The sequence below is a fragment of the Streptomyces sp. NPDC127117 genome (genome assembly GCF_042677325.1).
Classification (GTDB): domain Bacteria; phylum Actinomycetota; class Actinomycetes; order Streptomycetales; family Streptomycetaceae; genus Streptomyces.
In genome coordinates this window covers 31,486-50,888 of record NZ_JBHXTM010000023.1, presented here as the reverse complement: position 1 = coordinate 50,888, position 19,403 = coordinate 31,486, and the positions used below count along the sequence as shown (strand labels likewise).

At 69.5% G+C, this 19,403-nt stretch carries 19 protein-coding genes; 16 read left to right on the top strand and 3 right to left on the bottom strand.

Going from position 1 to position 19,403, the window contains the following annotated elements:
- Position 1: 1 nt before the first annotated feature.
- From ACFVH0_RS21230 to ACFVH0_RS21175, 12 genes are all read left to right on the top strand, one after another.
- Positions 2-1,141: a peptidoglycan-binding protein gene (locus tag ACFVH0_RS21230; RefSeq protein WP_385822263.1), complete on the top strand. Its 1,140-nt coding sequence runs from the start codon at positions 2-4 to the stop codon at positions 1,139-1,141.
- Positions 1,138-1,866, top strand: coding sequence for an ABC transporter ATP-binding protein (locus ACFVH0_RS21225; protein WP_385822261.1), 729 nt, complete (start codon positions 1,138-1,140; stop codon positions 1,864-1,866). Before ACFVH0_RS21230 ends, ACFVH0_RS21225 begins: the two co-directional genes overlap by 4 nt.
- Positions 1,863-3,056: an ABC transporter permease gene (locus tag ACFVH0_RS21220; RefSeq protein ID WP_385822259.1), complete on the top strand. Its 1,194-nt coding sequence runs from the start codon at positions 1,863-1,865 to the stop codon at positions 3,054-3,056. The genes ACFVH0_RS21225 and ACFVH0_RS21220 overlap by 4 nt, the downstream gene beginning before the upstream one ends.
- Positions 3,057-3,234: 178 nt before the next feature.
- Positions 3,235-3,930: an urease subunit gamma gene (gene ureA / locus ACFVH0_RS21215; protein ID WP_385822380.1), complete on the top strand. Its 696-nt coding sequence runs from the start codon at positions 3,235-3,237 to the stop codon at positions 3,928-3,930.
- The gene (locus ACFVH0_RS21210) at positions 3,927-5,678 is read left to right on the top strand and encodes an urease subunit alpha (protein WP_385822257.1); all 1,752 of its coding nucleotides are present in this window, start codon (positions 3,927-3,929) and stop codon (positions 5,676-5,678) included. Before ureA ends, ACFVH0_RS21210 begins: the two co-directional genes overlap by 4 nt.
- A gap of 278 nt (positions 5,679-5,956) precedes the next feature.
- Complete coding sequence (locus ACFVH0_RS21205; RefSeq protein ID WP_385822255.1) at positions 5,957-6,967, top strand: agmatine/peptidylarginine deiminase; 1,011 nt, start codon at positions 5,957-5,959, stop codon at positions 6,965-6,967.
- 128 nt (positions 6,968-7,095) lie between these two features.
- Entirely contained in the window at positions 7,096-8,700 is a 1,605-nt protein-coding gene (locus ACFVH0_RS21200; RefSeq protein ID WP_385822253.1) for an ABC transporter substrate-binding protein, read from the top strand.
- On the top strand, positions 8,697-9,656 hold the full coding sequence (locus ACFVH0_RS21195) for an ABC transporter permease (protein ID WP_385822251.1): 960 nt from the start codon (positions 8,697-8,699) through the stop codon (positions 9,654-9,656). The genes ACFVH0_RS21200 and ACFVH0_RS21195 overlap by 4 nt, the downstream gene beginning before the upstream one ends.
- On the top strand, positions 9,653-10,507 hold the full coding sequence (locus ACFVH0_RS21190; RefSeq protein ID WP_385822250.1) for an ABC transporter permease: 855 nt from the start codon (positions 9,653-9,655) through the stop codon (positions 10,505-10,507). The genes ACFVH0_RS21195 and ACFVH0_RS21190 overlap by 4 nt, the downstream gene beginning before the upstream one ends.
- Positions 10,504-11,508, top strand: coding sequence for an ABC transporter ATP-binding protein (locus ACFVH0_RS21185; RefSeq protein WP_385822248.1), 1,005 nt, complete (start codon positions 10,504-10,506; stop codon positions 11,506-11,508). Before ACFVH0_RS21190 ends, ACFVH0_RS21185 begins: the two co-directional genes overlap by 4 nt.
- Positions 11,501-12,298, top strand: coding sequence for an ABC transporter ATP-binding protein (locus ACFVH0_RS21180; protein WP_385822246.1), 798 nt, complete (start codon positions 11,501-11,503; stop codon positions 12,296-12,298). Before ACFVH0_RS21185 ends, ACFVH0_RS21180 begins: the two co-directional genes overlap by 8 nt.
- Before the next feature lie 184 nt (positions 12,299-12,482).
- Complete coding sequence (locus ACFVH0_RS21175; protein ID WP_385822244.1) at positions 12,483-13,628, top strand: agmatine/peptidylarginine deiminase; 1,146 nt, start codon at positions 12,483-12,485, stop codon at positions 13,626-13,628.
- A gap of 323 nt (positions 13,629-13,951) precedes the next feature.
- On the opposite strand, the gene ACFVH0_RS21170 is transcribed toward ACFVH0_RS21175, so the two are convergent.
- The gene (locus ACFVH0_RS21170; RefSeq protein WP_385822243.1) at positions 13,952-14,419 is read right to left on the bottom strand and encodes a hypothetical protein; all 468 of its coding nucleotides are present in this window, start codon (positions 14,417-14,419) and stop codon (positions 13,952-13,954) included.
- A gap of 493 nt (positions 14,420-14,912) precedes the next feature.
- On the opposite strand from ACFVH0_RS21170, the gene ACFVH0_RS21165 reads away from it, so the two are divergent.
- The 3 genes from ACFVH0_RS21165 to ACFVH0_RS21155 all read left to right on the top strand — a co-directional run bounded on the left by ACFVH0_RS21165 (position 14,913) and on the right by ACFVH0_RS21155 (position 16,148).
- Positions 14,913-15,446, top strand: a complete 534-nt coding sequence (locus ACFVH0_RS21165; protein WP_385822241.1) for a GrpB family protein — start codon at positions 14,913-14,915, stop codon at positions 15,444-15,446.
- A gap of 118 nt (positions 15,447-15,564) precedes the next feature.
- Positions 15,565-15,849, top strand: coding sequence for a transposase family protein (locus ACFVH0_RS21160; RefSeq protein WP_385822379.1), 285 nt, complete (start codon positions 15,565-15,567; stop codon positions 15,847-15,849).
- Entirely contained in the window at positions 15,831-16,148 is a 318-nt protein-coding gene (locus ACFVH0_RS21155) for a transposase family protein (RefSeq protein ID WP_385822377.1), read from the top strand. Before ACFVH0_RS21160 ends, ACFVH0_RS21155 begins: the two co-directional genes overlap by 19 nt.
- A 317-nt stretch (positions 16,149-16,465) precedes the next feature.
- Here the strand turns inward: ACFVH0_RS21155 and ACFVH0_RS21150 are convergent, their stop codons facing one another.
- Complete coding sequence (locus ACFVH0_RS21150; protein ID WP_385822239.1) at positions 16,466-17,392, bottom strand: NADP-dependent oxidoreductase; 927 nt, start codon at positions 17,390-17,392, stop codon at positions 16,466-16,468.
- 152 nt (positions 17,393-17,544) lie between these two features.
- On the opposite strand from ACFVH0_RS21150, the gene ACFVH0_RS21145 reads away from it, so the two are divergent.
- On the top strand, positions 17,545-18,225 hold the full coding sequence (locus tag ACFVH0_RS21145; protein ID WP_385822237.1) for a TetR/AcrR family transcriptional regulator: 681 nt from the start codon (positions 17,545-17,547) through the stop codon (positions 18,223-18,225).
- 245 nt (positions 18,226-18,470) lie between these two features.
- Here ACFVH0_RS21145 and ACFVH0_RS21140 read toward each other — a convergent pair whose 3' ends face one another.
- Positions 18,471-19,133, bottom strand: a complete 663-nt coding sequence (locus ACFVH0_RS21140; protein ID WP_385822236.1) for a hypothetical protein — start codon at positions 19,131-19,133, stop codon at positions 18,471-18,473.
- Positions 19,134-19,403 lie beyond the last annotated feature (270 nt).

Genomic DNA, 19,403 nt, shown 5'->3' with positions numbered 1-19,403 from the left:
AATGCCTCAGACCGCTGAGCCTTCCGTCCACGCCGACCTCGCGTCCGGCACCGCACCCAGGAAGCGCCGCAGGATCGTCGCTCCGCTCGTCCTCATCGCCGCGGTGGGAGGATCCGCCGCCCTGGGCGCGACGCGCCCGTGGGAGCACCAGAGCTCCGTCGCCGAGCAGCCGCCCCTCAGCCACGACACCGTGGTGGTGGAGAAGGGATCGCTGTCCAGCAGCATTCAGGTCGCCGGGGCGCTCAGCTACGACGCGCCCACCCCCATCGTCGCCTCCGGCCATGGAACGTTCACCGCACTGCCCGCCGTGGGCTCCGTCGTCAAGTCGGGCGGCCGGCTCTACGAGGTCGATGGTCGCCCCGTCGTCCTCATGACCGGGAACCGGCCCCTGTGGCGAGACCTGGGCCCTGGCGCCGGTGACGGCCCCGATGTCGAGCAGCTCAAGCGCAACCTGATCAAGCTCGGCCACGCCGATGGTCTCGGCATCGCCGTCGACGAGAAATTCACCAGGGGCACTGCCACCGCCGTCAAGCGCTGGCAGAAGGCCCTGGGTGTGAAACAGACCGGAACGGTCGAGCTCGGCAGCATCGTCATGCTGCCGCAGTCCGAGGTGCGGGTGCACAAGGTCGCTGCGCAGCTCGGATCGCCCCTGGGGGCAGACGCGGTCCTGACCGTGAGCAGCACCGACCTGGTCGCGATCGTACAGCCCGCCGAGAATCAGCTGTCCCGGTTCAAACCCAACGGCAAGGCAGTGGTGAAGCTCGCCGAGGGCGGCAGCGTCAAGGGACGCATCCGTTCCCTGATCCGTAAGGGCGACGGCGACGCAGGGGACGGCGGATCGGGTGGCTCCGGTGACAGCTCGCCGAAGACCACCGTGACGATCGTGCTGGACGACCAGCGCCGGGCCAAGAGGGCCGGGCCCTCCTCCGCGACGGTCAGCGTCGTCGGTGACACCGCCGCCGACGCCCTCATCGTTCCTGTCACCGCCCTGCTAGCCCTGGACGGCGGTGGCTACGGCGTCCAGGTGGTAGCCGGCACCACCAACCGGCTGGTCAAGGTGCAACTGGGACTGGTCGCCGATGCCAAGGCCCAGATCACCGGCGACGTGAAGAGCGGCGACCAGGTGGTGATCCCCAAGTGACACCACCACTGACACAGGGCCGAGCACCCGTGCTGGAGCTCACCGGCATCACCAAGGAGTACCCGGGAGCGCCCCCACTGCGCATTCTGCACGGCATCGACCTCACCATCGGCGCCGGTGAACTCCTTGCCGTCGTTGGCCCCTCAGGCTCGGGCAAGTCCACCCTCCTCGCCATCCTCGGCCTGCTCGACCGGCCCACCGCCGGGCAGTTGCGCTTCGAAGGACGAGACCTGTCCGGCCTCTCCGACCCCGAACTGGCTGCTGTGCGCGCGCACCGGATCGGCTTCGTCTTCCAGCAGTTCTTCCTGCTCCCCGGGCTCACGACGGCGGAGAACGTCGCCACCGGCCTCCTCTACAGCGGCGTCCCCCACGCGCAGCGGCGCGACGCGGCCGTCGAGGCCCTGCGCCAGGTGGGCCTCGGGCATCGTCTCCGCCACCGTCCCGACCAGCTCTCCGGCGGCGAGAAGCAGCGCGTCGCGATCGCCCGCGCCCTCGTCGGCCGGCCCGCACTGCTGCTCGCCGACGAACCCACCGGTGCGCTGGACAGCGCTTCCGGCAAGGCAGTCGTCGACCTGCTGTGCGCGCTGAATGACAGCGGCACCACCGTCGTCGTCATTACTCACGACCGTGACCTGGCCGCCTTTCTTCCCAGGCGCATCGGCATCCATGACGGGCGCATCGACTTCGATGAAGACCGTCCGCATCCCGCAGGAGCCACCCGATGACATCCCTCCCGCGCCACATCCGGCTGCGCCCGACGGACCTGCTGCGCCTCGGCCTGATCGGGCCGCGTACACGCAAGATGCGCTCCGCGCTGTCGGCCCTCGGTATCTGTCTGGGCATCGCCGCCGTCATCGCCGTGACCGGGATCTCCTCGTCCAACCAGGCACACCTGCTGGCCCGTCTGGACCGGCTCGGCTCCAACCTGATCACCGTCGCCCCGGGGAAGGACCCCAACCAGCAACCCGTTCCGCTGCCGCCCACCGCCGAGAAGATGCTCGCCAACATCGCCCCGGTACAGGAGGTCACCGCGACCGGGGCCACCAAGGCCGAGGTCTACCGCAACGACCTGGTACCGAAGGAGCAGACCGGCAGCATCAGCGTGCTGGCCGCCCGTCTGAACCTGCTTGACGTCCTGCACGCCACCCTGCGGAGCGGGACGTGGCTGGACAAGGCCAGTGAGAACCTGCCCGTGACTGTGCTCGGCGACCAGGCCGCACAGCGCCTCGGCGTGACCGCGCCGGGCGAGCGGGTCTGGCTGGGCGGACAGTCGTACATTGTCAAGGGGATTCTGGCGCCCAACGACCTGGCTCGCGAGCTCGGCACGGCCGCCCTGGTCGGCTGGCCCCAGGCAACGGCACACCTGGGCGCAGACGGCACCGCGGCCACCGTCTACCTGCGGTCCCATTCAGAGCGCGTCCCGGGCGTGCAGGCCGTGGCCGGGGCCACGGCGAACCCGGCCAACCCGAACCTGGTCGCCGTCAGCCGGCCCTCCGACCTCCTCACGGCACGCGGCGAGGCAAAGGGTGCGCTCACCGGGCTGGTCCTATCTCTCGCCGGGGTCGCCCTTCTCGTCGGTGGCGTCGGGATCGCCAACACCATGGTGGTGGGCGTGATGGAACGCCGCGGCGAGATCGGACTGCGACGCGCGCTGGGGGCCAGGGGCGGGCAGATCACCGTTCAGTTCCTGCTGGAGGCCGTACTCATGGGCTTCATCGGCGGAATAGGCGGGCTGGTCGTGGGAGGCGTCGCCGTCTATGGCTACGCCCTGGCCCAAGGCTGGCCCACTTCCGTCCCCCTCTACACGATCGTTGCCGGTCCCGCGGTCTCCGTTCTGGTGGCCGCCGTCGCCGGCATCTATCCAGCGCTGCGAGCGGCCCGGGCGTCGCCGACGGATGCCCTGCGCTCGGCCTGAGCCCGGACCGAGGGGCTCCCAAGGTTCGCCCCTCGGTATCAGCGAAGGCGGCGGCACAACCGAGATCTTGACTGATATTTCAGTCAGTGTCACAGTGATCGCACGCTTCACGTCTGAACATTCCGCAGAGAGGAAGGAACACGATGCGTGTGACCAGGCCCGCGAGTCAGGGGGCGACATGCTTCTGACCCCCACTGAGCGGGACCGGCTGCTGCTCTTCACGGCTGCCGAGCTCGCGCGGACGCGTCTGGGGCGCGGGCTGCGTCTCAATGTGCCGGAGGCGACCGCGCTGATCGCCGATACGGTGTGCGAGGCCGCACGCGACGGCCTCCATCTGGCCGAGGCACTGGATCGAGGGCGCGGCGTGCTCGGCCCGGACAACGTACTCCCCGGCGTCACCGATGTCGTGACGGAGATCCAGGTCGAGGCGGTGTTCGACGACGGAACCCGCCTGGCCGTCATCAGCGCACCGTTTGGCGACGTGGAGCACGACGACGGCGCACCCGGCGCCGTCCTTCCCCACGCGATCGCCCTGCCGGAGCCGGAACCGGTGATCACCCTGCGCGTCCGCAACTCGGCCCCGGTCCCGGTGAGCGTGACGTCGCACTTCCACTTCTTCGAGGCGAATCCCCGTCTGGACTTCGACCGTGCCGCCGCGTACGGCATGCGGCTCGCGGCCCCGGCCGGGTCGTCCACACGGTTCGATCCCGGGGCTGTTGTCGAGGTCGGGCTCGTTGCGATGGGCGGAGAGCGGATCGTTATCGGTTTCGCGGGCCTGGTCGACGGGCCGCTGGACGCGCCCGGTGCGAAGGCCGAGGCCCTGGAGCGCGCTGCCGCCTGCGGCTACCTGGGAGCGGAAGGAGCAGAGCGATGAGCAGGCCCACCAGGCACAGCGCCTACTGTGTGCCCGGCAGCAGTCGGCACATCGACCCGCACGAGTACGCCACCGTGCACGGCCCCCGTGCGGGGGACCGGGTCCGGCTCGGCGACTCCGGGCTCGTCGTCCGGGTGGAATCGGACTCACAGGCCCTCGGCGACGAGTTCCTGGCCGGTTTCGGCAAGACGGCCCGGGACGGAATGCATCTGAGGGCCGCGGCCGTCCGTGACACCTGCGATGTCGTGATCACCAATGTCCTGGTGATCGACGCCGTGCTCGGCATCCGCAAGGTGTCCATCGGCATCCGTGAGGGACGGATCCACGCCATCGGGCGGGCCGGCAACCCCGACACCCTCGACGACGTCGATGTGGTGGTGGGAACGGGCACCACGATGATCCCGGGCGAGGGCCTGATCGCCACCGCCGGTGCGATCGACACCCATGTCCACCTGCTCTCCCCGCGGATCATGGAGGCGTCACTGGCCTCCGGCGTCACCACGGTCATCGGCCAGGAGATCGGGCCGAGCTGGGGCGTCGGAGTGAACTCCGCATGGGCGCTGAAGCTCGGGTTCAGTGCCTTCGACGCCTGGCCCGTCAACATCGGCTTCCTGGCCAGGGGATCCGCCTCCCATGAAGCGCCCCTGGTCGAGGCCTTGGCCGAGGGAGGTGCCTGCGGATTCAAGGTGCACGAAGACATGGGCGCGCACACCCGTGCCCTGGACACCGCGCTGCGGGTCGCCGAGGAGCACGACGTGCAGGTCGCCCTCCACTCGGACGGCCTGAACGAGTGCCTGTCGGTGGAGGACACCCTGCGCGTCCTGGAAGGCCGGACGATCCACGCTTTCCACATCGAGGGCTGCGGCGGCGGACACGTCCCCAACGTCCTCAAGATGGCAGGCGTGCCGAACGTCATCGGCTCCTCCACCAACCCGACCCTGCCCTTCGGTCGGGACGCCATCGCGGAGCACTACGGGATGATCGTCTCCGTCCACGCCCTCAAGACGGACCTGCCGGGCGATGCCGCCATGGCCCGGGACCGGATCCGGGCCGGGACGATGGGCGCGGAGGACGTCCTGCACGATCTCGGTGCCATCGGCATCACTTCCTCCGACGCCCAGGGCATGGGCCGGGCCGGAGAGACCATCCGGCGCACGTTCGCCATGGCCGGAAAGATGAAGACCGAGCTCGGGCCCCTGGAGGGCGACGGCGAGGGCGACGACAACGCCCGTGTCCTGCGCTACATCGCCAAGCTCACCATCAACCCCGCCATCGCCCACGGCCTCGCCCACGAAGTCGGCTCCATCGAGATCGGCAAAATGGCCGACATCGTGCTCTGGCGCCCGCCGTTCTTCGGGGCCAAACCACAGATGGTCCTCAAGTCCGGGTTCCCCGCCTACGGCGTCACGGGCGACCCGAACGCCGCCACCGACACCTGTGAGCCCTTGGTCCTGGGCCCGCTGTTCGGCGCCCACGGAGCCGCTCCGGCCGAGCTCTCCGTCGCCTTCGTCAGCCGCGCCGCCGCCGAATCCGGCTCCTTCGGCAGGCCGCACGGCATGATGGCCACCCGGCGCAGGCGTGTGGCTGTGGAGGGAACCCGTGGTATCGGCCCCGCCGACATGCTGCACAACGCCCGGCTGGGGCAGGTGGACGTCGACCCGCGCAGCGGCCTCGTGACCCTCGACGGAGATCCGATGCGCTCGGAGCCGGTGCAACAGGTCTCTCTGAGCCGGCTGTATTTTCTGTGACCCTTGCTGGCTGACTGAACTTTCAAATCTGTACCCAGGGCCATCTTTCCTCGATCGCGTGTCCGAGGAGGGAGGTTCGTCGGTGGCATGAATCGGTGCAATCAGCCTCGACCGGACGCCTTTTCGGTTGAGGAGGATCCACACCAACCCTGCTCTTGACTGAATTTTCAGTCGAAGAGAAGATGCTGTTCACACCGCGTACCCATCCTGTGCTGCTGCCAGGCCGAGCCGGCCGCCGCCGACGGGGGTACTTCTGGCGAAACGAAGAGAGATCCGTGATGACTGCATTCCGTATGCCTGCCGAGTGGTCCGAGCACGAGGGGTGCCTGATGGCCTGGCCCGTCCGTGAGGACCTGTGGGGCGGCGTGCTGGACGACGTCAAGGAGGAGTACGCGAACGTCGCCCGCGCGATCGCCGGGTTCGAGCCGGTGACGATGGTCGCGTCGCCCGGCCATGGAGAGGAGGCCCGGACGAGGTGCGGCGCTGAGGCCACCGTCGTGGAGATGGCGCTGGACGACTCGTGGTTCCGCGACTCCGCCCCGCTCTTCGTGCTCGACGGCGACGGCAATCGCGCCGGGGTGGACTTCCGCTTCAACGCCTGGGGCCGCAAGCACCACCCGTACGACTCCGACGACCGGGTGAGCGCCCTGCTGCTCAAGCACCTCGGCGTCGAGCGCATCGCCTCCGACATGATCCTGGAAGGCGGGGCGATCACCGTCGACGGCGAGGGCACGCTGATCACCACGGAACAGTGCCTGCTCCACCCCAACCGGAACCCGGGGCTGAACCGGGACGAGATCGAGACCGAGCTGAAGTCCCGGCTCGGCGTCGACAAGGTCGTCTGGCTTCCGTACGGCGGTCTGCTGGACACGGAGACCGACGGCCACGTAGACGGCGTCTGCGCCTTCGCCGCTCCCGGCAAGGTCGTCGTCTCCCTGCCCGACGACCCCGACCACCCCGACTATGCCCGGATGCGCGCCAACCGCGCGGTTCTTGAGGCCACCACGGACGCCCACGGCCGGGCGTTCGAGATCACCGACATCCCGCAGACCGCGTTCGTCGACATGGCCGAGGGGGAGGTCGAGGTGTCCTACCTGAACTACTACGTGGCCAACGGAGGCGTCGTCGTCCCAGTGGCCGGTGTCCCCCAGGACGGCGACGCCCTCGCGGTCATTGCCGCCGCGTATCCAGGGCGCAAGGTCGTCGGAGTGCGGGCGCCCGCGATCGCTTTCGGTGGCGGTGGTGTCCACTGCATCACTCAGCAGATCCCCGCCGTCACCAGCGCCTGAATCGAGTACGGACTGCTCCTGGCGGACCGCTCCGGCGGTCCGCCGGCCCTCGCCCCCGGAATGAGAGCGCGACGATGACCACACCCCAACTCCCCGGCAGGAGACGTCCCCCCGCGAGGCGCGGACGGATGGCCGCGACGACGGCCGCCCTGACCTTCCTCGCGACCCTCGCCGCCTGCTCCGGCCCGCCCAAGGACTCCGGCACCGGCACCGAGTTCAAGCTCTCGGCCTCCACGCCGGAGGCCCGCGACGAGATCGACTCGTTCACCTGGGCCGTCTACGCGGAACCGCCCACGCTCGACTACACGGCGGCGTTCGACTACCCGCAGAACACAGTCCTGTCCAACGTGTGCGAGAGCCTGATGCGCTGGACACCAGGGCTCACCATGGAGCCGGGCCTGGCGAAGAAGGCGTCCAACCCCGACCCCAGGACCTGGGTCTACGATCTGCGCGCGGGTGTGCGGTTCCACAACGGCAAGGAGATGACGGCAGACGACGTCGTCTACAGCCTCGGCCGCCAGATGGATCCGAAGAACGCCGCGGCCTGGGCCCAGATCTTCCAGAACGTCGCCTCCGTACGGAAGACCGGACCGCTGCAGGTCACCGTCGAGCTGAAGAGGCCCGACTCCCAGTTTCCGCAGTACATGGCGACTGCCGCGGGCGTGGTGGCCTCCAAGGCCGGCGTAGAGGCGGCGGGCAAGGACTACGGCACCACCGGGGGACTCGCCTGCACCGGGCCGTTCGAGCTCGGTGCCTGGGACAAGGGGCAGTCGATCGAACTCGACCGCTTCGACGGTTACTGGGGGAAGCCGGCCAAGTCCAAGAAGGCCGTGATCCGGATCCTGACCGACCCCTCCGCACGCGTCAACGCCATGCTCAGCGGGGAGGCCGACGGCGGCTACCTGATCCCCACCGAGAGCTACGGCCGCCTGCGCGACAGCGGTGTGGGCTCCCTGTACTTCGGCGAGGGCCTGACCACGGTCAACGTCGACGTCACCGACATGCGGGGCCCGCTCGGCGACGTCCGGGTACGTCGCGCGCTGTCCCTGGCCCTGGACCGGTCCGGATTCGTCAAGGCCGGGCTCGGCGGCGCGGGCACCAGCACCAGCTCGATCACCCCCCGGGCCGTCTGGGCAGCGGCCTCGAAGCCGACCCGGAAGGCCGCGCTCGGTGCGTTGCCGCCGCCGAAGCAGGACATCGAGAAGGCCAGAGCGTTGGTCAAGGAGGCCGGTGCCACCGGTAAAACGCTCACCGTGGCCACCAGCCCCATCGGCCAGGACGTCTCTCTCCTCGCCACCGCGGTCCAGGCAGCCGGCACCCAGATCGGTCTGAACATCCGCCTCAAGACCATCGCTCCGAACGCCTTCACCGCCCTGTTCACCGATCCCGAGGCGCGCGAGGGCATCGATCTGTTCCCGTACACCTCGTACTACAACATCAGCGACCCGTTGGACCTGCTGGCGAACTTCCGGACAGGCGCCTACCTGAACTTCGCCGGATACAGCGACAAGGGCTACGACAGGCTCGTCGACCGGGCCACCGCCGCCTACCGGCGAGGACAGCGGATGGAGATCGAGGCCGAGCTGCAGAAGCAGGCCGCCGACCAGGTGCTGTGGATACCGGTCGCCGAGTGGCCCACCTCGGTCTTCCTCAACAAGAGGATCACCGGCGCCCCCACCACCATCTCGTACATGTACTACCCGTGGGCCGCCGATGTGGGGGCCGCGAAGTGAGCTTCCTGAGATTCGCCGTACGCCGGCTGGCGGAGATGGCGGCCACCCTGCTCGGTGCGTCGTTCGTGGTGTTCGGCGCCATGTACCTGGCGCCGGGAGACCCGGCCGGCTTCCTGCTCTCGGGCCGTTCGGCCTCGCCGGAGGCCCTCGCCGCGGTCAAGGCCCAATATCACCTGGACGATCCGTTCTTCGTCCGGTATCTGCGCTGGCTCGGCGACATCGTGCAGGGGGACTTCGGGCGTTCCATCACCTACCGCACCGACGTCTCACGGTTGTTGGCCGACCGCCTCCCGACCACGTTGCTGCTCGTCGTCATGGCGCTGGCCGTGGTCGTGGTGATCGGCCTGGTCCTGGGACGGATCGCCGCCGTGCGCGGGGGCGGCATCGATTCCACCATCCTGGTCGGCACCGCACTCGCCGTCGGAACCCCGTCCTTCGTCGCTGCCGTACTGCTTCAGGGCCTGTTCGCCGTGAAGCTTGCATGGTTCCCCAGCAGCGGTGCCGGCGACGGCCTCGGCGACAAGCTCTGGCACCTGACGCTCCCCGCGATCGCCCTCGCGCTCTACCTGATCGGCATGCTCGCCCGGGTCACCCGCTCCACCATGCTGGAAGCACTCGACAGCGAGCACGTCACCGTAGCCCGCAGCCGCGGCGTCCCCGAACGGCTGGTCATCCGCCGCCACGTCGTCCGCAACTCCCTGGGGACCGTCCTCACCACCGGCGGGCTGATCGTCTCCACCCTCCTGATCTGCACGATCCTCGTGGAGACCGCCTTCAGTGTCGGAGGCGTCGGCCAGCTCCTGGAACTCTCCACCACGACCAAGGACTTCCCGACCGTCCAGGCCGTCTCCCTGATCATCGTCGCTCTCTTCATGACCGTGAACCTGATCGTCGACCTGCTGCTGCCCCTGGTCGACCCGCGGATCGCCCTCGGAACGAGGAGTACCTCGGTATGACCGCCGTCCTGACCCGCCGACCCGGACTCTCCAGGATCCGCACCGCCCGGTCCCCGCTGTATCCGGTCTGCCTCGCCCTCGTCACCCTGGTCACGGCTGCCGCGCTCCTCGCCTCGTGGGTGGCGCCCTACGACCCCAATGCGGTCGACCTCGGAAACGCGATGGCTGCTCCCTCCTCCGAACACTGGCTCGGCGTCGACGCCGCCGGGCGTGACACCCTCTCCCGGCTCCTTCTCGGCGCCCGCACCTCGCTGTTGGGACCGCTCGGGGTCGTGGTCTTCTCCACGCTCGCCGGCGTTGTGGTCGGTATGGCAGCGGGCTGGCGGGGCGGCTGGCTCGACTCGGTTCTCTCGCGCAGCACCGAACTGGTCTTCGCGTTTCCCGGGATGCTCCTCGCGATCCTGATCATCTCGGTCCACGGAGAAGGGCTGCTCGCGCCCGTCGTCGCCCTCTCCGTCGCCTATCTGCCCTACGTCAGCCGGCTCACCCGCTCCCTCGTCCTGGCCGAACGCAAACGCCCCTACGTCAGCGCCTACCAGGTCCAAGGCCATTCGGCGCTCCAGATCTGCCTGCGCCACATCCTGCCCAACATCGCCCCCGTCGTCCTCGCCCAGTCCACCATCAACTTCGGATACGCCCTCATGGACCTCGCCGGCCTGTCCTTCCTCGGCCTCGGGATCCCCGCGCTCACCCCGGACTGGGGCCGCATGGTCTTCGACGGCCAGACCGCCATCCAGTACGGCTACCCGCTGTCGGCGATCCTGCCCTGCGTGTTCATCGTGCTGACGGTCGTCGCCTTCAACGTGGTGGGCGAACGCTGGGCCGACCGCGTCGCCAGGAGGACCCCATGAATTCGGTGGACCCGACCACATCCGCGTACACACTCGACATCCAGGGGCTGCGGATCAGCCTGCCCGGCACCGCCCGCCCGGTCCTGGACGGCGTCGACCTCCACATCGGCACCGGGGAGACCGTCGCCCTCGTCGGCGAGTCCGGATCCGGGAAGACGCTCACCTCGCGCAGCGCCCTGAACCTGCTGCCGCCCGGCGCCACCGTCGAGGGCGCCGTCCGCGTAGGAGGCCAGGACGTACTCACCATGAGCGCCGACCAGCTGCGCGCCCTGCGCACCGACACGGTGGCCATGATCTTCCAGGACCCCCGTGCCGCCCTCAACCCGCTGCGCCGCATCGGCGACTTCCTCATCGAGAGTGTGACCCTGACCAGGAGCATGAGCCGGCCGGACGCCACCGTCCGGGCCACCGAACTCCTCCGGGCGGTCGGCCTGGACGGCTCCGCGCTCCACATGTACCCCGGTCAGGTCTCCGGAGGCATGCTGCAACGAGTCATGATCGCGGCAGCGCTGATGGGAGACCCGGCCCTCCTGCTCGCCGACGAACCGACGACCGCGCTCGACGTCACCACCCAGGCCGAGGTCATCGCCCTGCTGACCGAACTCCGTGAACGCTTCGGCACCGGCCTGCTCTTCGTCACCCACGACCTCGACCTCGCTGCCGCCATCAGCGACCGCGTCTACGTCATGTACGCCGGACGGATCGCGGAGAGCGGCCCCGCGCAAGCCCTCTTCGCGCAGCCGCGACACCCGTACACAGCAGCGTTGCTCGCCTCCACCCCGCGCCTGGAGGCCCCTGCGGGGCGACTTGCCGCCATCGACGGCCGGCCCCCCGACCTGCGACAGGAGTTGCACGGCTGTGCGTTCGCCGCCCGCTGCCCCTTGGCCACGGAAGTCTGCGACCGGCAGGCCCCCGAGCCGCTTCGGGCACCGGGCCTGCCGAACCACCAGGCCGCCTGCCACCACACCGACCGTCTCGAAGGGAGCACCGTCGATGTCTGAGCACGTACTGGAGGCCGTCGGCCTCCACCGCGCCTACGGGACGGTCCGCGCCGTCGATGACGTGTCCTTCTCCCTCCCCGAGGGCGGCTCCCTGGGCATCGTCGGAGAATCCGGGTCCGGCAAGACCACCACCGCCCGGATCGTCGTCGGTCTGGAACGGGCCGACGACGGGGAGGTCCTGGTACGCGGCCAGGTCCGCAGCTCGCGAAGCAGCGGCCGCCCCCAGCGCCTGGCACGGGCCCGCGAGGTCCAGATGGTCTTCCAGGACCCGTACCTCTCCCTCGACCCCCGGACCAGCGTCGAAGACGTCCTGCGCGAGACCCTGCGCCTGCACTTCCCCAGCACCGACCACGACCGGCGCATCCGCGAGCTCCTCGACCAGGTCGGCCTGGGCACCCGCGCCGCCGACGCCCGGCCGCGGCAGCTCTCCGGCGGCCAGCGCCAGCGCGTCGCCATTGCCAGGGCCCTCGCCGTCGAACCAGCAGTCCTCGTCCTCGACGAGGCGGTCGCCGCGCTCGACGTCTCCGTCCAGGCCCAGATCCTCAACCTGCTCGCCGACATCCGTGAGGAGACCCGGATCGGCTACCTGTTCATCACCCACGACCTCGGCGTGGTCCGGTGCGTCACCGACGAGATCCTCGTCATGCGCCGTGGCCGCGTCATCGAGGCCGGGCCCACGGCCGAGGTGCTCTCTACGCCACAAAACCCCTATACCCGACTCCTGTTGGAGTCCGTCCCCCGACCCGGCTGGAACCCCGAGGCCATCACCGCCGCCCGCCGGGCACTCTGACGGCCCCTGGGGCGACCTCGTGCCCCTGGGGTGAGCGGGCCCTGCCCACAAGGCGCGCACCACTGCGAACGGGCGTCACGCCGTGCCTGTCGCCCTTTGGTCGCGACGCACGGCCGACTCGGACACTCGCACGGCGCCTGCCAACGAACCCACTGCGCAACCCAGTTGAAACAGGAGGTCCATCATGAACGATCACATTGCCGGCCGCCACGCACGTCGGGGCCTGAACCGGCGCGGATTCCTCGCGGCGGCCGGGCTGACCGCCACCGTCGCCGCAGTCGCGACGACCACCCAGGGCTGGGCCGGTTCAGCCAAGGCCGCGGGCACCTTCAAGGCCCCGGCCGAGGACGTGCGGCACACCCGTACGTGGATGGCCTGGCCGGACCGCACCGCGATCTGGGGCAGCGACCTGAGCGGTGTCCAGGCCAACATCGCTCTGATCGCCCGCACGATCGCGAAGTACGAACCGGTCGTCATGTGCGCCAACTCCGTCAGCGCCTCCAAGGCCCGCTCGATGTGCGGCTCCACGGTCACCGTCATCAGCTCCATCCCCGTCGACGACTGCTGGATGCGCGACACCGGACCCGTCTTCCGCACCGACGGCTCCGGCGGACTGGACGCCGTGGGCCTCGGCTTCAACGGCTGGGGCAACAAGCAGACCCACGCCAAGGACGCCCTCGTCGCCGAGCGGATCGCCGCCTACGCGGGCGCACCGTTCACTTACGCCGACCTCGTCGGTGAGGGCGGCGCAATCGAACAGGACGGCAACGGCACCCTGATAGCCACCCGCAGCAGCCTCGTGAACAGAAACCGCAACCCCGGGATGTCGCAGAGCGCACTGGAGACGGCGATGTGCGATGCGTACGGCGCCACCGAGGTCATCTGGTTCGACGGTGTCAAAGGCCAGGACATCACCGACGACCACGTGGACGCCACGTCCCGCTTCCTCGCCGCCGGCAAGGCACTCGTCCAGATGCCCATCGCATCGGACAACGACGCGTTCGCGAAGGACGCACGCCAGCAGTACCAGATCCTGTCCACATCCAAGACGGCCAACGGCACCGCGATGAACGTGGCAAAGCTCCAAGGCCCCGACTACGACAAGATCCGCTCCACCAACCAGAATTTCCTCGCCTCCTACGCCAACTACTACCTCTGCAACGGCGCCGTCATCTCCGCTCACTTCGGCGACACGACGGCGGACCAGGCAGCGAAGGCGACCCTCGCCCGCCTCTACCCGGACCGCGCCATCGAACAGCTCAACATCGACAGCCTCGGCACCGGCGGCGGCGGAATCCACTGCGTCACCCAGCAGCAGCCCGCCGCCTGACAGCGGCCAGTGACTGGCCGGCGCCCCGACAGCAACCCTCGCGGCGCCGGCCGGGCCCCCGGAGGCGCCCCGAATAGGGTGTACAACATCAGGACCTTAGGGGGGGTTGTGCGGCGGGTGGTCGGCGTAGAGGTTGGCCGGGCAGATGGCCCGTTCGCAGAGCGGGCGTACAGCTCGGCGCGCAGGTCCTTGGACCAGTTCGTCCATGCGGCGCTGGTGCGCTGGCGGCGGAGGGCGGGCAGGTAAATGGTGGCAGCGACGAACGAGGCGACGCCGCCGTGGTCCAGGTGGTCAACACGGGGCGGCAGCCCAAGGGCTGCGGATCACGACGCCCCAGGCTGGGGCTCCTCGCCGTCGTAGGCCGCCAGCGCAGCCTGGCGGCATTCCAGCAGGTCGCCAAGGTCCTCGTGGGTCACGTGCTCCTGGGTCAGTGCCACCATGGCCCTGGCCTCGACCGAGGCCCATGCGTGCCGGGCGCGTTTGTTGGCGCGGCACCTGGCGTCGCTGCGCAGGAAGCCCGCTCCCGCCGCGAACCCGGCAGAGGCCAGAGCGGCGAGGGCGGCGGGAACTCGCACGTCCGCCGAGGCCAGCCCTGCCGCTCCCGCCGTGCCCGCGAGCAGGGCCGCGGGGAAACCCAGGGCAATGTCCGTCTTGGCCCAAAACTCGGCCCGGCGGTAGGCGAGTTTCCTCTGGCGCGTCGCCTCGTCTCTCAACCGCTCGATCTCGGCACGCAGGCGGTGCGCGAACTCGTCCGGGCTCAGGCGCGTGGTTCCGTCAGCGAGAGTATCCATAGAGTCATTCCAACACGCCTGCACCAGAAGGTACTTGGCAAGCCCGGACAGCATTCGGGCACGGCGGACGTGAGCTTCCCACAGTGGTGTGTCGCCAAGTCGTGTAGCCGATCTTGTCGGTGCGGTGGCAGGCAATCACTGAACGCGGTACCCCTATCCATCACCGCACCTACGACCACGATCTGCTGGGCCCTTACCGGGGCCAGGAATCCGAATTGGCAGCCCGGGCAGGAAAATGGGACATCCACACCAACCCGCACGACGTTCGCCCGATCTGGGTACGCCCTCCTTGGCCGAGCACGGCCACACCATCCCACCCTCGACAACCAGGTTCCGCACGCCCGCCGACGTCACCGCGTTCCTCACGAACAGCAGCTCGACAGAGATCGAATCAGCATGTTGATTCTCTTCGAGCCCTAACGACTCGGTACGCGATGGCCAGGGCCGTCAGAGCGATTCAACGGGCCCTGGCGATACTGCGAGACTGGCTGACATGACTGGCATGATCGTGGTCGACGACTACGACCTCCGATGGCCCGAGCGGTTTGAGGACCTGCGGCAGCGGCTTGCACCTCACATCGCGGACCTGGCTGTATCCATCGAGCATGTCGGAAGCACAGCCGTGCCCGGATGTGCCGCCAAGCCGATCATCGACCTCGACATTGTGGTGGCCGAGGACGCCACCATGCCCGAGCTGATCTCCCGGCTTGCCGAGCAGGGCTACCGGCACGAAGGCGATCTGGGGATTCCGGGGCGGGAGGCCTTTCAAGCCCCTCCTGCGGCTCCCGAACATCACCTGTATAGCGTGGTCACAGGCTCCAGACCACACCTTGATCACGTCTTGCTCCGTGACTGCCTACGTCAGCGGCCCGATGAAGTCCGGCGCTACAGCGCGTTGAAGGTGGCCCTCGCACAGCGGTTCCGTGCCGACAGTCAGGGTAGACGGGACTACTCGAGGGCGAAGAGCTCTCTGGTGGAGGAACTGGTCGCGAAGTCCTACGTCGCTCGGGCCGCCGGAGAACGGTGACGTGACGGTGGCCACACGGGTTGGTGATGTTGTGACGCATTACCGAGCCCGTGCGGCCTTTTCCCATCCTGCCTTCTGCGGCCTTGAGCGTGCACATCTCGGCGTTCTGATAAAGGAGTTGGCCGACCCCTGGCTGGGGCGGTGCGAGTCCGAGTTGCGTGAGCTTCGTGGCGGAGAGTGCAAGCGGGTCGCCGGAGCCGGGCCGGATCACAAGCTGGTCTTCACCGACAGGGTCCTGGCCACCGTGGTCCACCTGCGTCTGCAGTTGCCGCACGCGGCACTGGCCGAGCTCCACGGCGTCTCCCGCCCAACCGTCACCCGCGCCATCCACGAGATCCGCCCGCTGCCGGCTGTCCGCGGCTTCGCTGTCCCCGACCGGCCCGCATCCGTCCGCGCATCCTGACCGATGTCTTTGCCTACGCCGAGGCCGAGGGTGTCGGGCTGCGCGTCGACGGCACCGAGACCCAGGTCCGCCGCCCCCGGGCCGGCCGCCCCGGCCGCAAGGCGTTCGTATCCGGCAAGAAGAAGCAGAACACCGCCAAGACCACCACCATCAGCGACGGCTCGGGACGCCTGCTGTGGTCCGGGGCCGACCGGCCCAGAAGAATGCACGACCGGACGGCGATGCGCACCGAAGGCAATGTCGAGCGGCTGTGTCTGTATCCGCAGGTCAAGGCGAACGTAGCAGTACGGCAAGCGTGACGGGACGGCCCGTATGCAGCCGGGGAGATCCAGGAGACGAGGGCCGGCGGACTTCGCCGGGGTCCAGGCCGCTACTCCTTCCGGCTTCCCGACCTGCCCGGCGGACTGCGGCCCCTGCGCGGCAAGGACGCCGCCGACGGCGAATCAGTGGCCGATGGCGGACACCGGCCCCAGTGCGGGCTATGGCAGTTCGGGTCGATACAGCCGTGGTGGCCGGCGCCGGCGTGCGGTCTGGCCCGGGTCGTCCCGGCGAAGGTCACCGTGGCTGTGGCCGCCCTGCTGCGGGCCGCTGGTTGCGGGCCGAATCGTTCGCCGTGTCAGGGCACGGTGATGACGATCTTGCCGCGCGCGTGGCCGGTGGCGCTGACGTCATGAGCTGTGGCGGCCTCCTTCAGCGGGAACACGGCGTGCAGCGGGACGGTGAGGCGGCCCTGGTCGGCGAGGTCGGCCGCCAGCGGCAGTCCTGCCCAGCCCGGCGACTCTCCGGCTTCGGAGCGGGAGAACCGCACTCCGTGCCGACCGGCGTCGAAGTCCGCGATGGTCACCACATGGTGCGGGTCGCCGGCGATGGCCACCAGTTCGGCAAGAGAGCCCTTACCAGCCGCGTCCAGAGCCACATCGACACCGAGCGGAGCCAGTGGGGCAAGGCGATCGGCCAGCCCCGCCCCGTAGGTGACCGGTACGACGCCGAGCTGGGCGAGGAAGCCGTGGTTGCCTTCGCTCGCGGTGCCGATCACGGTGAGGCCGCGGGCCTGGGCGAGTTGCGCGGCGATGGTGCCGACGCCTCCGGCGGCACCATCGATCAACAAGGTCATGCCTTCGGCGGCTTCCAGTGCGTCCAGTACACGTGTGGCCGAGTCGATATTGCCCGCAGCGCCACCCGCTTCCTCGAAAGACCACGACCGAGGCTTGGACGCCCACGCCTCCAGCACGGCGTACTGGGCTGCGGCGCCTCCCTGATCCAGGAAGGGGACGAGACCGAAGACCGCATCTCCCACGGCGGTGCCGGTCACCCCCTCTCCCACCTCGTCGACGATTCCCGCGGCATCCATGCCCGGTATATGGGGGAAGTCCACGGTGGCGATGTCCCGCAGCATCCCTGAGCGCAGGTACCAATCAGCTGGAGTGACGCCGGTGGCACGCACCGCGATGCGGACCTGACCGGGGCCGGCGTGTGGCTCTTCGACCTCCTCGACGCAAAGGACCTCGGAACCGCCATAGCGGTGGTATTGCACAGCAAACATGGAAAACCTCCGTACACGTGGCACATCGTTCAGCAGGTGAACTCGCAGCCGCTCACCTCTGCGGCAGAGAGCTGACCGCGGGGCACAGCGGCACCAGATCACGCTAACCCGCTAAACGGTCACCCCCTTCCGCTTGTGATTAAGTGGGAGACATGCCTGCCCAACTGCCTCGGAACCCGCCCCCCTCCGCCCCCGGCACCTCCGCCCCGGGGCAGAGAGCCGACGCCCGGCACAACCGCGCCCGGCTCCTCCAGGCCGCCCGCGAGGCGTACGCCCTCAACGGCACCGACGTAACTTCCAGCGCAATCGCCCGCAGAGCGGGTGTGGGTGCCGCCACCCTCTACCGGCACTTCCCGACACGCGGCTCGCTGATCGCCGCCGCGTTCTCCGAACAACTCAGCCAGTGCGTCACAGCCCTCGACGAGGCCCTTCAGGACGACAACCCCTGGCACGGACTTCGCAACGTCCTCACCAAGGTGTGCACGATGCAGGCCCAGGACCGCGGGTTCAGCGCCGCGTTCCTCTCCCAGTTTCCCGACGCGCCCGACGCCCATCGCGAGCGTGCCCGCGCCGAGGCATCCCTCGCCCAGCTGGTACAGCGCGCGAAGGACACCGGACAACTGCGCAAGGACTTCGACCCCAGCGACGTCACCCTCCTGCTGCTGGCCAACAACGGCGTCCTGCGAGACTCCCCGGCAGCCTCCATGGCCGCATCCCGCCGCCTGCTCGCCTACTTCCTCCAGTCCTGCCTGCCGACAGCCGGCACACCCCTGCCCCAGCCCGCGCCACTCCGCCTCGACGACCTCTACAAGCCACCGCATCGAACGGGGTGACCGTCGGCGTCCGCCCGGAGGCACGCGCCCCTGACGTGAATATTCCTCAGACCCCACCAACGCACCGCCGTCATTTCTTCTCGGCATTTCGGAGCCTCGTGATCACCGACCGCCTCCGAACAACGCCGACAAACGTTGTTCCTGCACCGGGACCGGCGCAACCCTGCCCGACGTCCAGTCCACAGCGCGGCGCAGGGCATACACCTGGGCGCAGCTGACCGCCGTACAGCAGAACCTGGTCTCGATCAGTCCAGGTCGGCACCGGCCAGGGTGACCGCGAGCGCGATGTGAGGGACGGCGCTCAGGCAGAGTTCAGCCGCCGTGCTCGGATCGGACGCGGTGCGCGCCTCCTGCCGCGCCGGCAGACCGGTCAGCGCCGCGGAGTCGACTGCCTCGTCGAGAACTTCATCCGCCGCGAGTTCGCCGCCGGCCACGAGCTCGCGCAGCCGGGCGTCCGCCTCCTGCGGATCGGTCCGCCACCGCAACGTGATCTCGTCGCCGGCGCTCATCAGGTCCATCGCGGCGAACTGGTACACCGTCAGCAGCGGCACACCCCGCTCACCCGGCGGGCCGGCCGGCTCCGTGAGCTCCTGGGCCTTCGCCACGGCGCACCGTGCGGGGTACGTCCACCGGGCCTCCTTCCGCGCCCACGTCACGGCGGCCTGCCACCGGGCGTCGTCCTCGGTGCGGGCCGGGCCCAGGTCCAGCAGGGTGGTGGCAACGAGGCTGACCTGTTTGCACGGCAGGAGGCTCACGTCCACGGCCTCCTGGCCGCGCGGGGCCGCGGCGATCGGCTCGTACACCGCGCCCGCCGCTTCGGCGCAGGCGCCGATCAGCGTGGTCGGGGCGGCGCTCAGCCGTGCATGGCGACGTCGGCGGGCGGGCAGATCCAGGCGGTCCGGTGTCACGGCCGCCCCCGCTCTGTGCCGCTCGGTACCGGCAGTCCCGGACCGAATGGCGCGGACGAGTGAACTCGGGGTCTTGCATACGGGGGCGCGGATCCGATGGGCCGCCGCAGAGGAGGGGCGGAGCGGGGGTCGGCTCCTCCTCTGCGGCGAGTCGGGATCGTCCGGTACTCCGGCGGGGGGAAACGGGGGGGGGGGCGGCGCCCCGGGGGCCCCCGGGGGGGGGGGGGGGGGCGACAGTCGATGGTGAGGGGGCGGGGGGGGGAGAACAAA

Excerpts from the sequence above, each read along its gene's own strand:
- ureA (WP_385822380.1), top strand. The coding sequence starts at position 3,235 with ATGCTTCTGACCCCCACTGAGCGGGACCGGCTGCTGCTCTTCACGGCT.
- ACFVH0_RS21205 (WP_385822255.1), top strand. The coding sequence starts at position 5,957 with ATGACTGCATTCCGTATGCCTGCCGAGTGGTCCGAGCACGAGGGGTGC.
- ACFVH0_RS21145 (WP_385822237.1), top strand. The coding sequence starts at position 17,545 with ATGCCTGCCCAACTGCCTCGGAACCCGCCCCCCTCCGCCCCCGGCACC.
- ACFVH0_RS21170 (WP_385822243.1), bottom strand. The coding sequence starts at position 14,419 with ATGGATACTCTCGCTGACGGAACCACGCGCCTGAGCCCGGACGAGTTC.
- ACFVH0_RS21190 (WP_385822250.1), top strand. The coding sequence starts at position 9,653 with ATGACCGCCGTCCTGACCCGCCGACCCGGACTCTCCAGGATCCGCACC.
- ACFVH0_RS21150 (WP_385822239.1), bottom strand. The coding sequence starts at position 17,392 with ATGTTTGCTGTGCAATACCACCGCTATGGCGGTTCCGAGGTCCTTTGC.
- ACFVH0_RS21200 (WP_385822253.1), top strand. The coding sequence starts at position 7,096 with ATGGCCGCGACGACGGCCGCCCTGACCTTCCTCGCGACCCTCGCCGCC.
- ACFVH0_RS21180 (WP_385822246.1), top strand. The coding sequence starts at position 11,501 with ATGTCTGAGCACGTACTGGAGGCCGTCGGCCTCCACCGCGCCTACGGG.
- ACFVH0_RS21220 (WP_385822259.1), top strand. The coding sequence starts at position 1,863 with ATGACATCCCTCCCGCGCCACATCCGGCTGCGCCCGACGGACCTGCTG.
- ACFVH0_RS21175 (WP_385822244.1), top strand. The coding sequence starts at position 12,483 with ATGAACGATCACATTGCCGGCCGCCACGCACGTCGGGGCCTGAACCGG.
- ACFVH0_RS21230 (WP_385822263.1), top strand. The coding sequence starts at position 2 with ATGCCTCAGACCGCTGAGCCTTCCGTCCACGCCGACCTCGCGTCCGGC.
- ACFVH0_RS21210 (WP_385822257.1), top strand. The coding sequence starts at position 3,927 with ATGAGCAGGCCCACCAGGCACAGCGCCTACTGTGTGCCCGGCAGCAGT.
- ACFVH0_RS21185 (WP_385822248.1), top strand. The coding sequence starts at position 10,504 with ATGAATTCGGTGGACCCGACCACATCCGCGTACACACTCGACATCCAG.
- ACFVH0_RS21165 (WP_385822241.1), top strand. The coding sequence starts at position 14,913 with ATGACTGGCATGATCGTGGTCGACGACTACGACCTCCGATGGCCCGAG.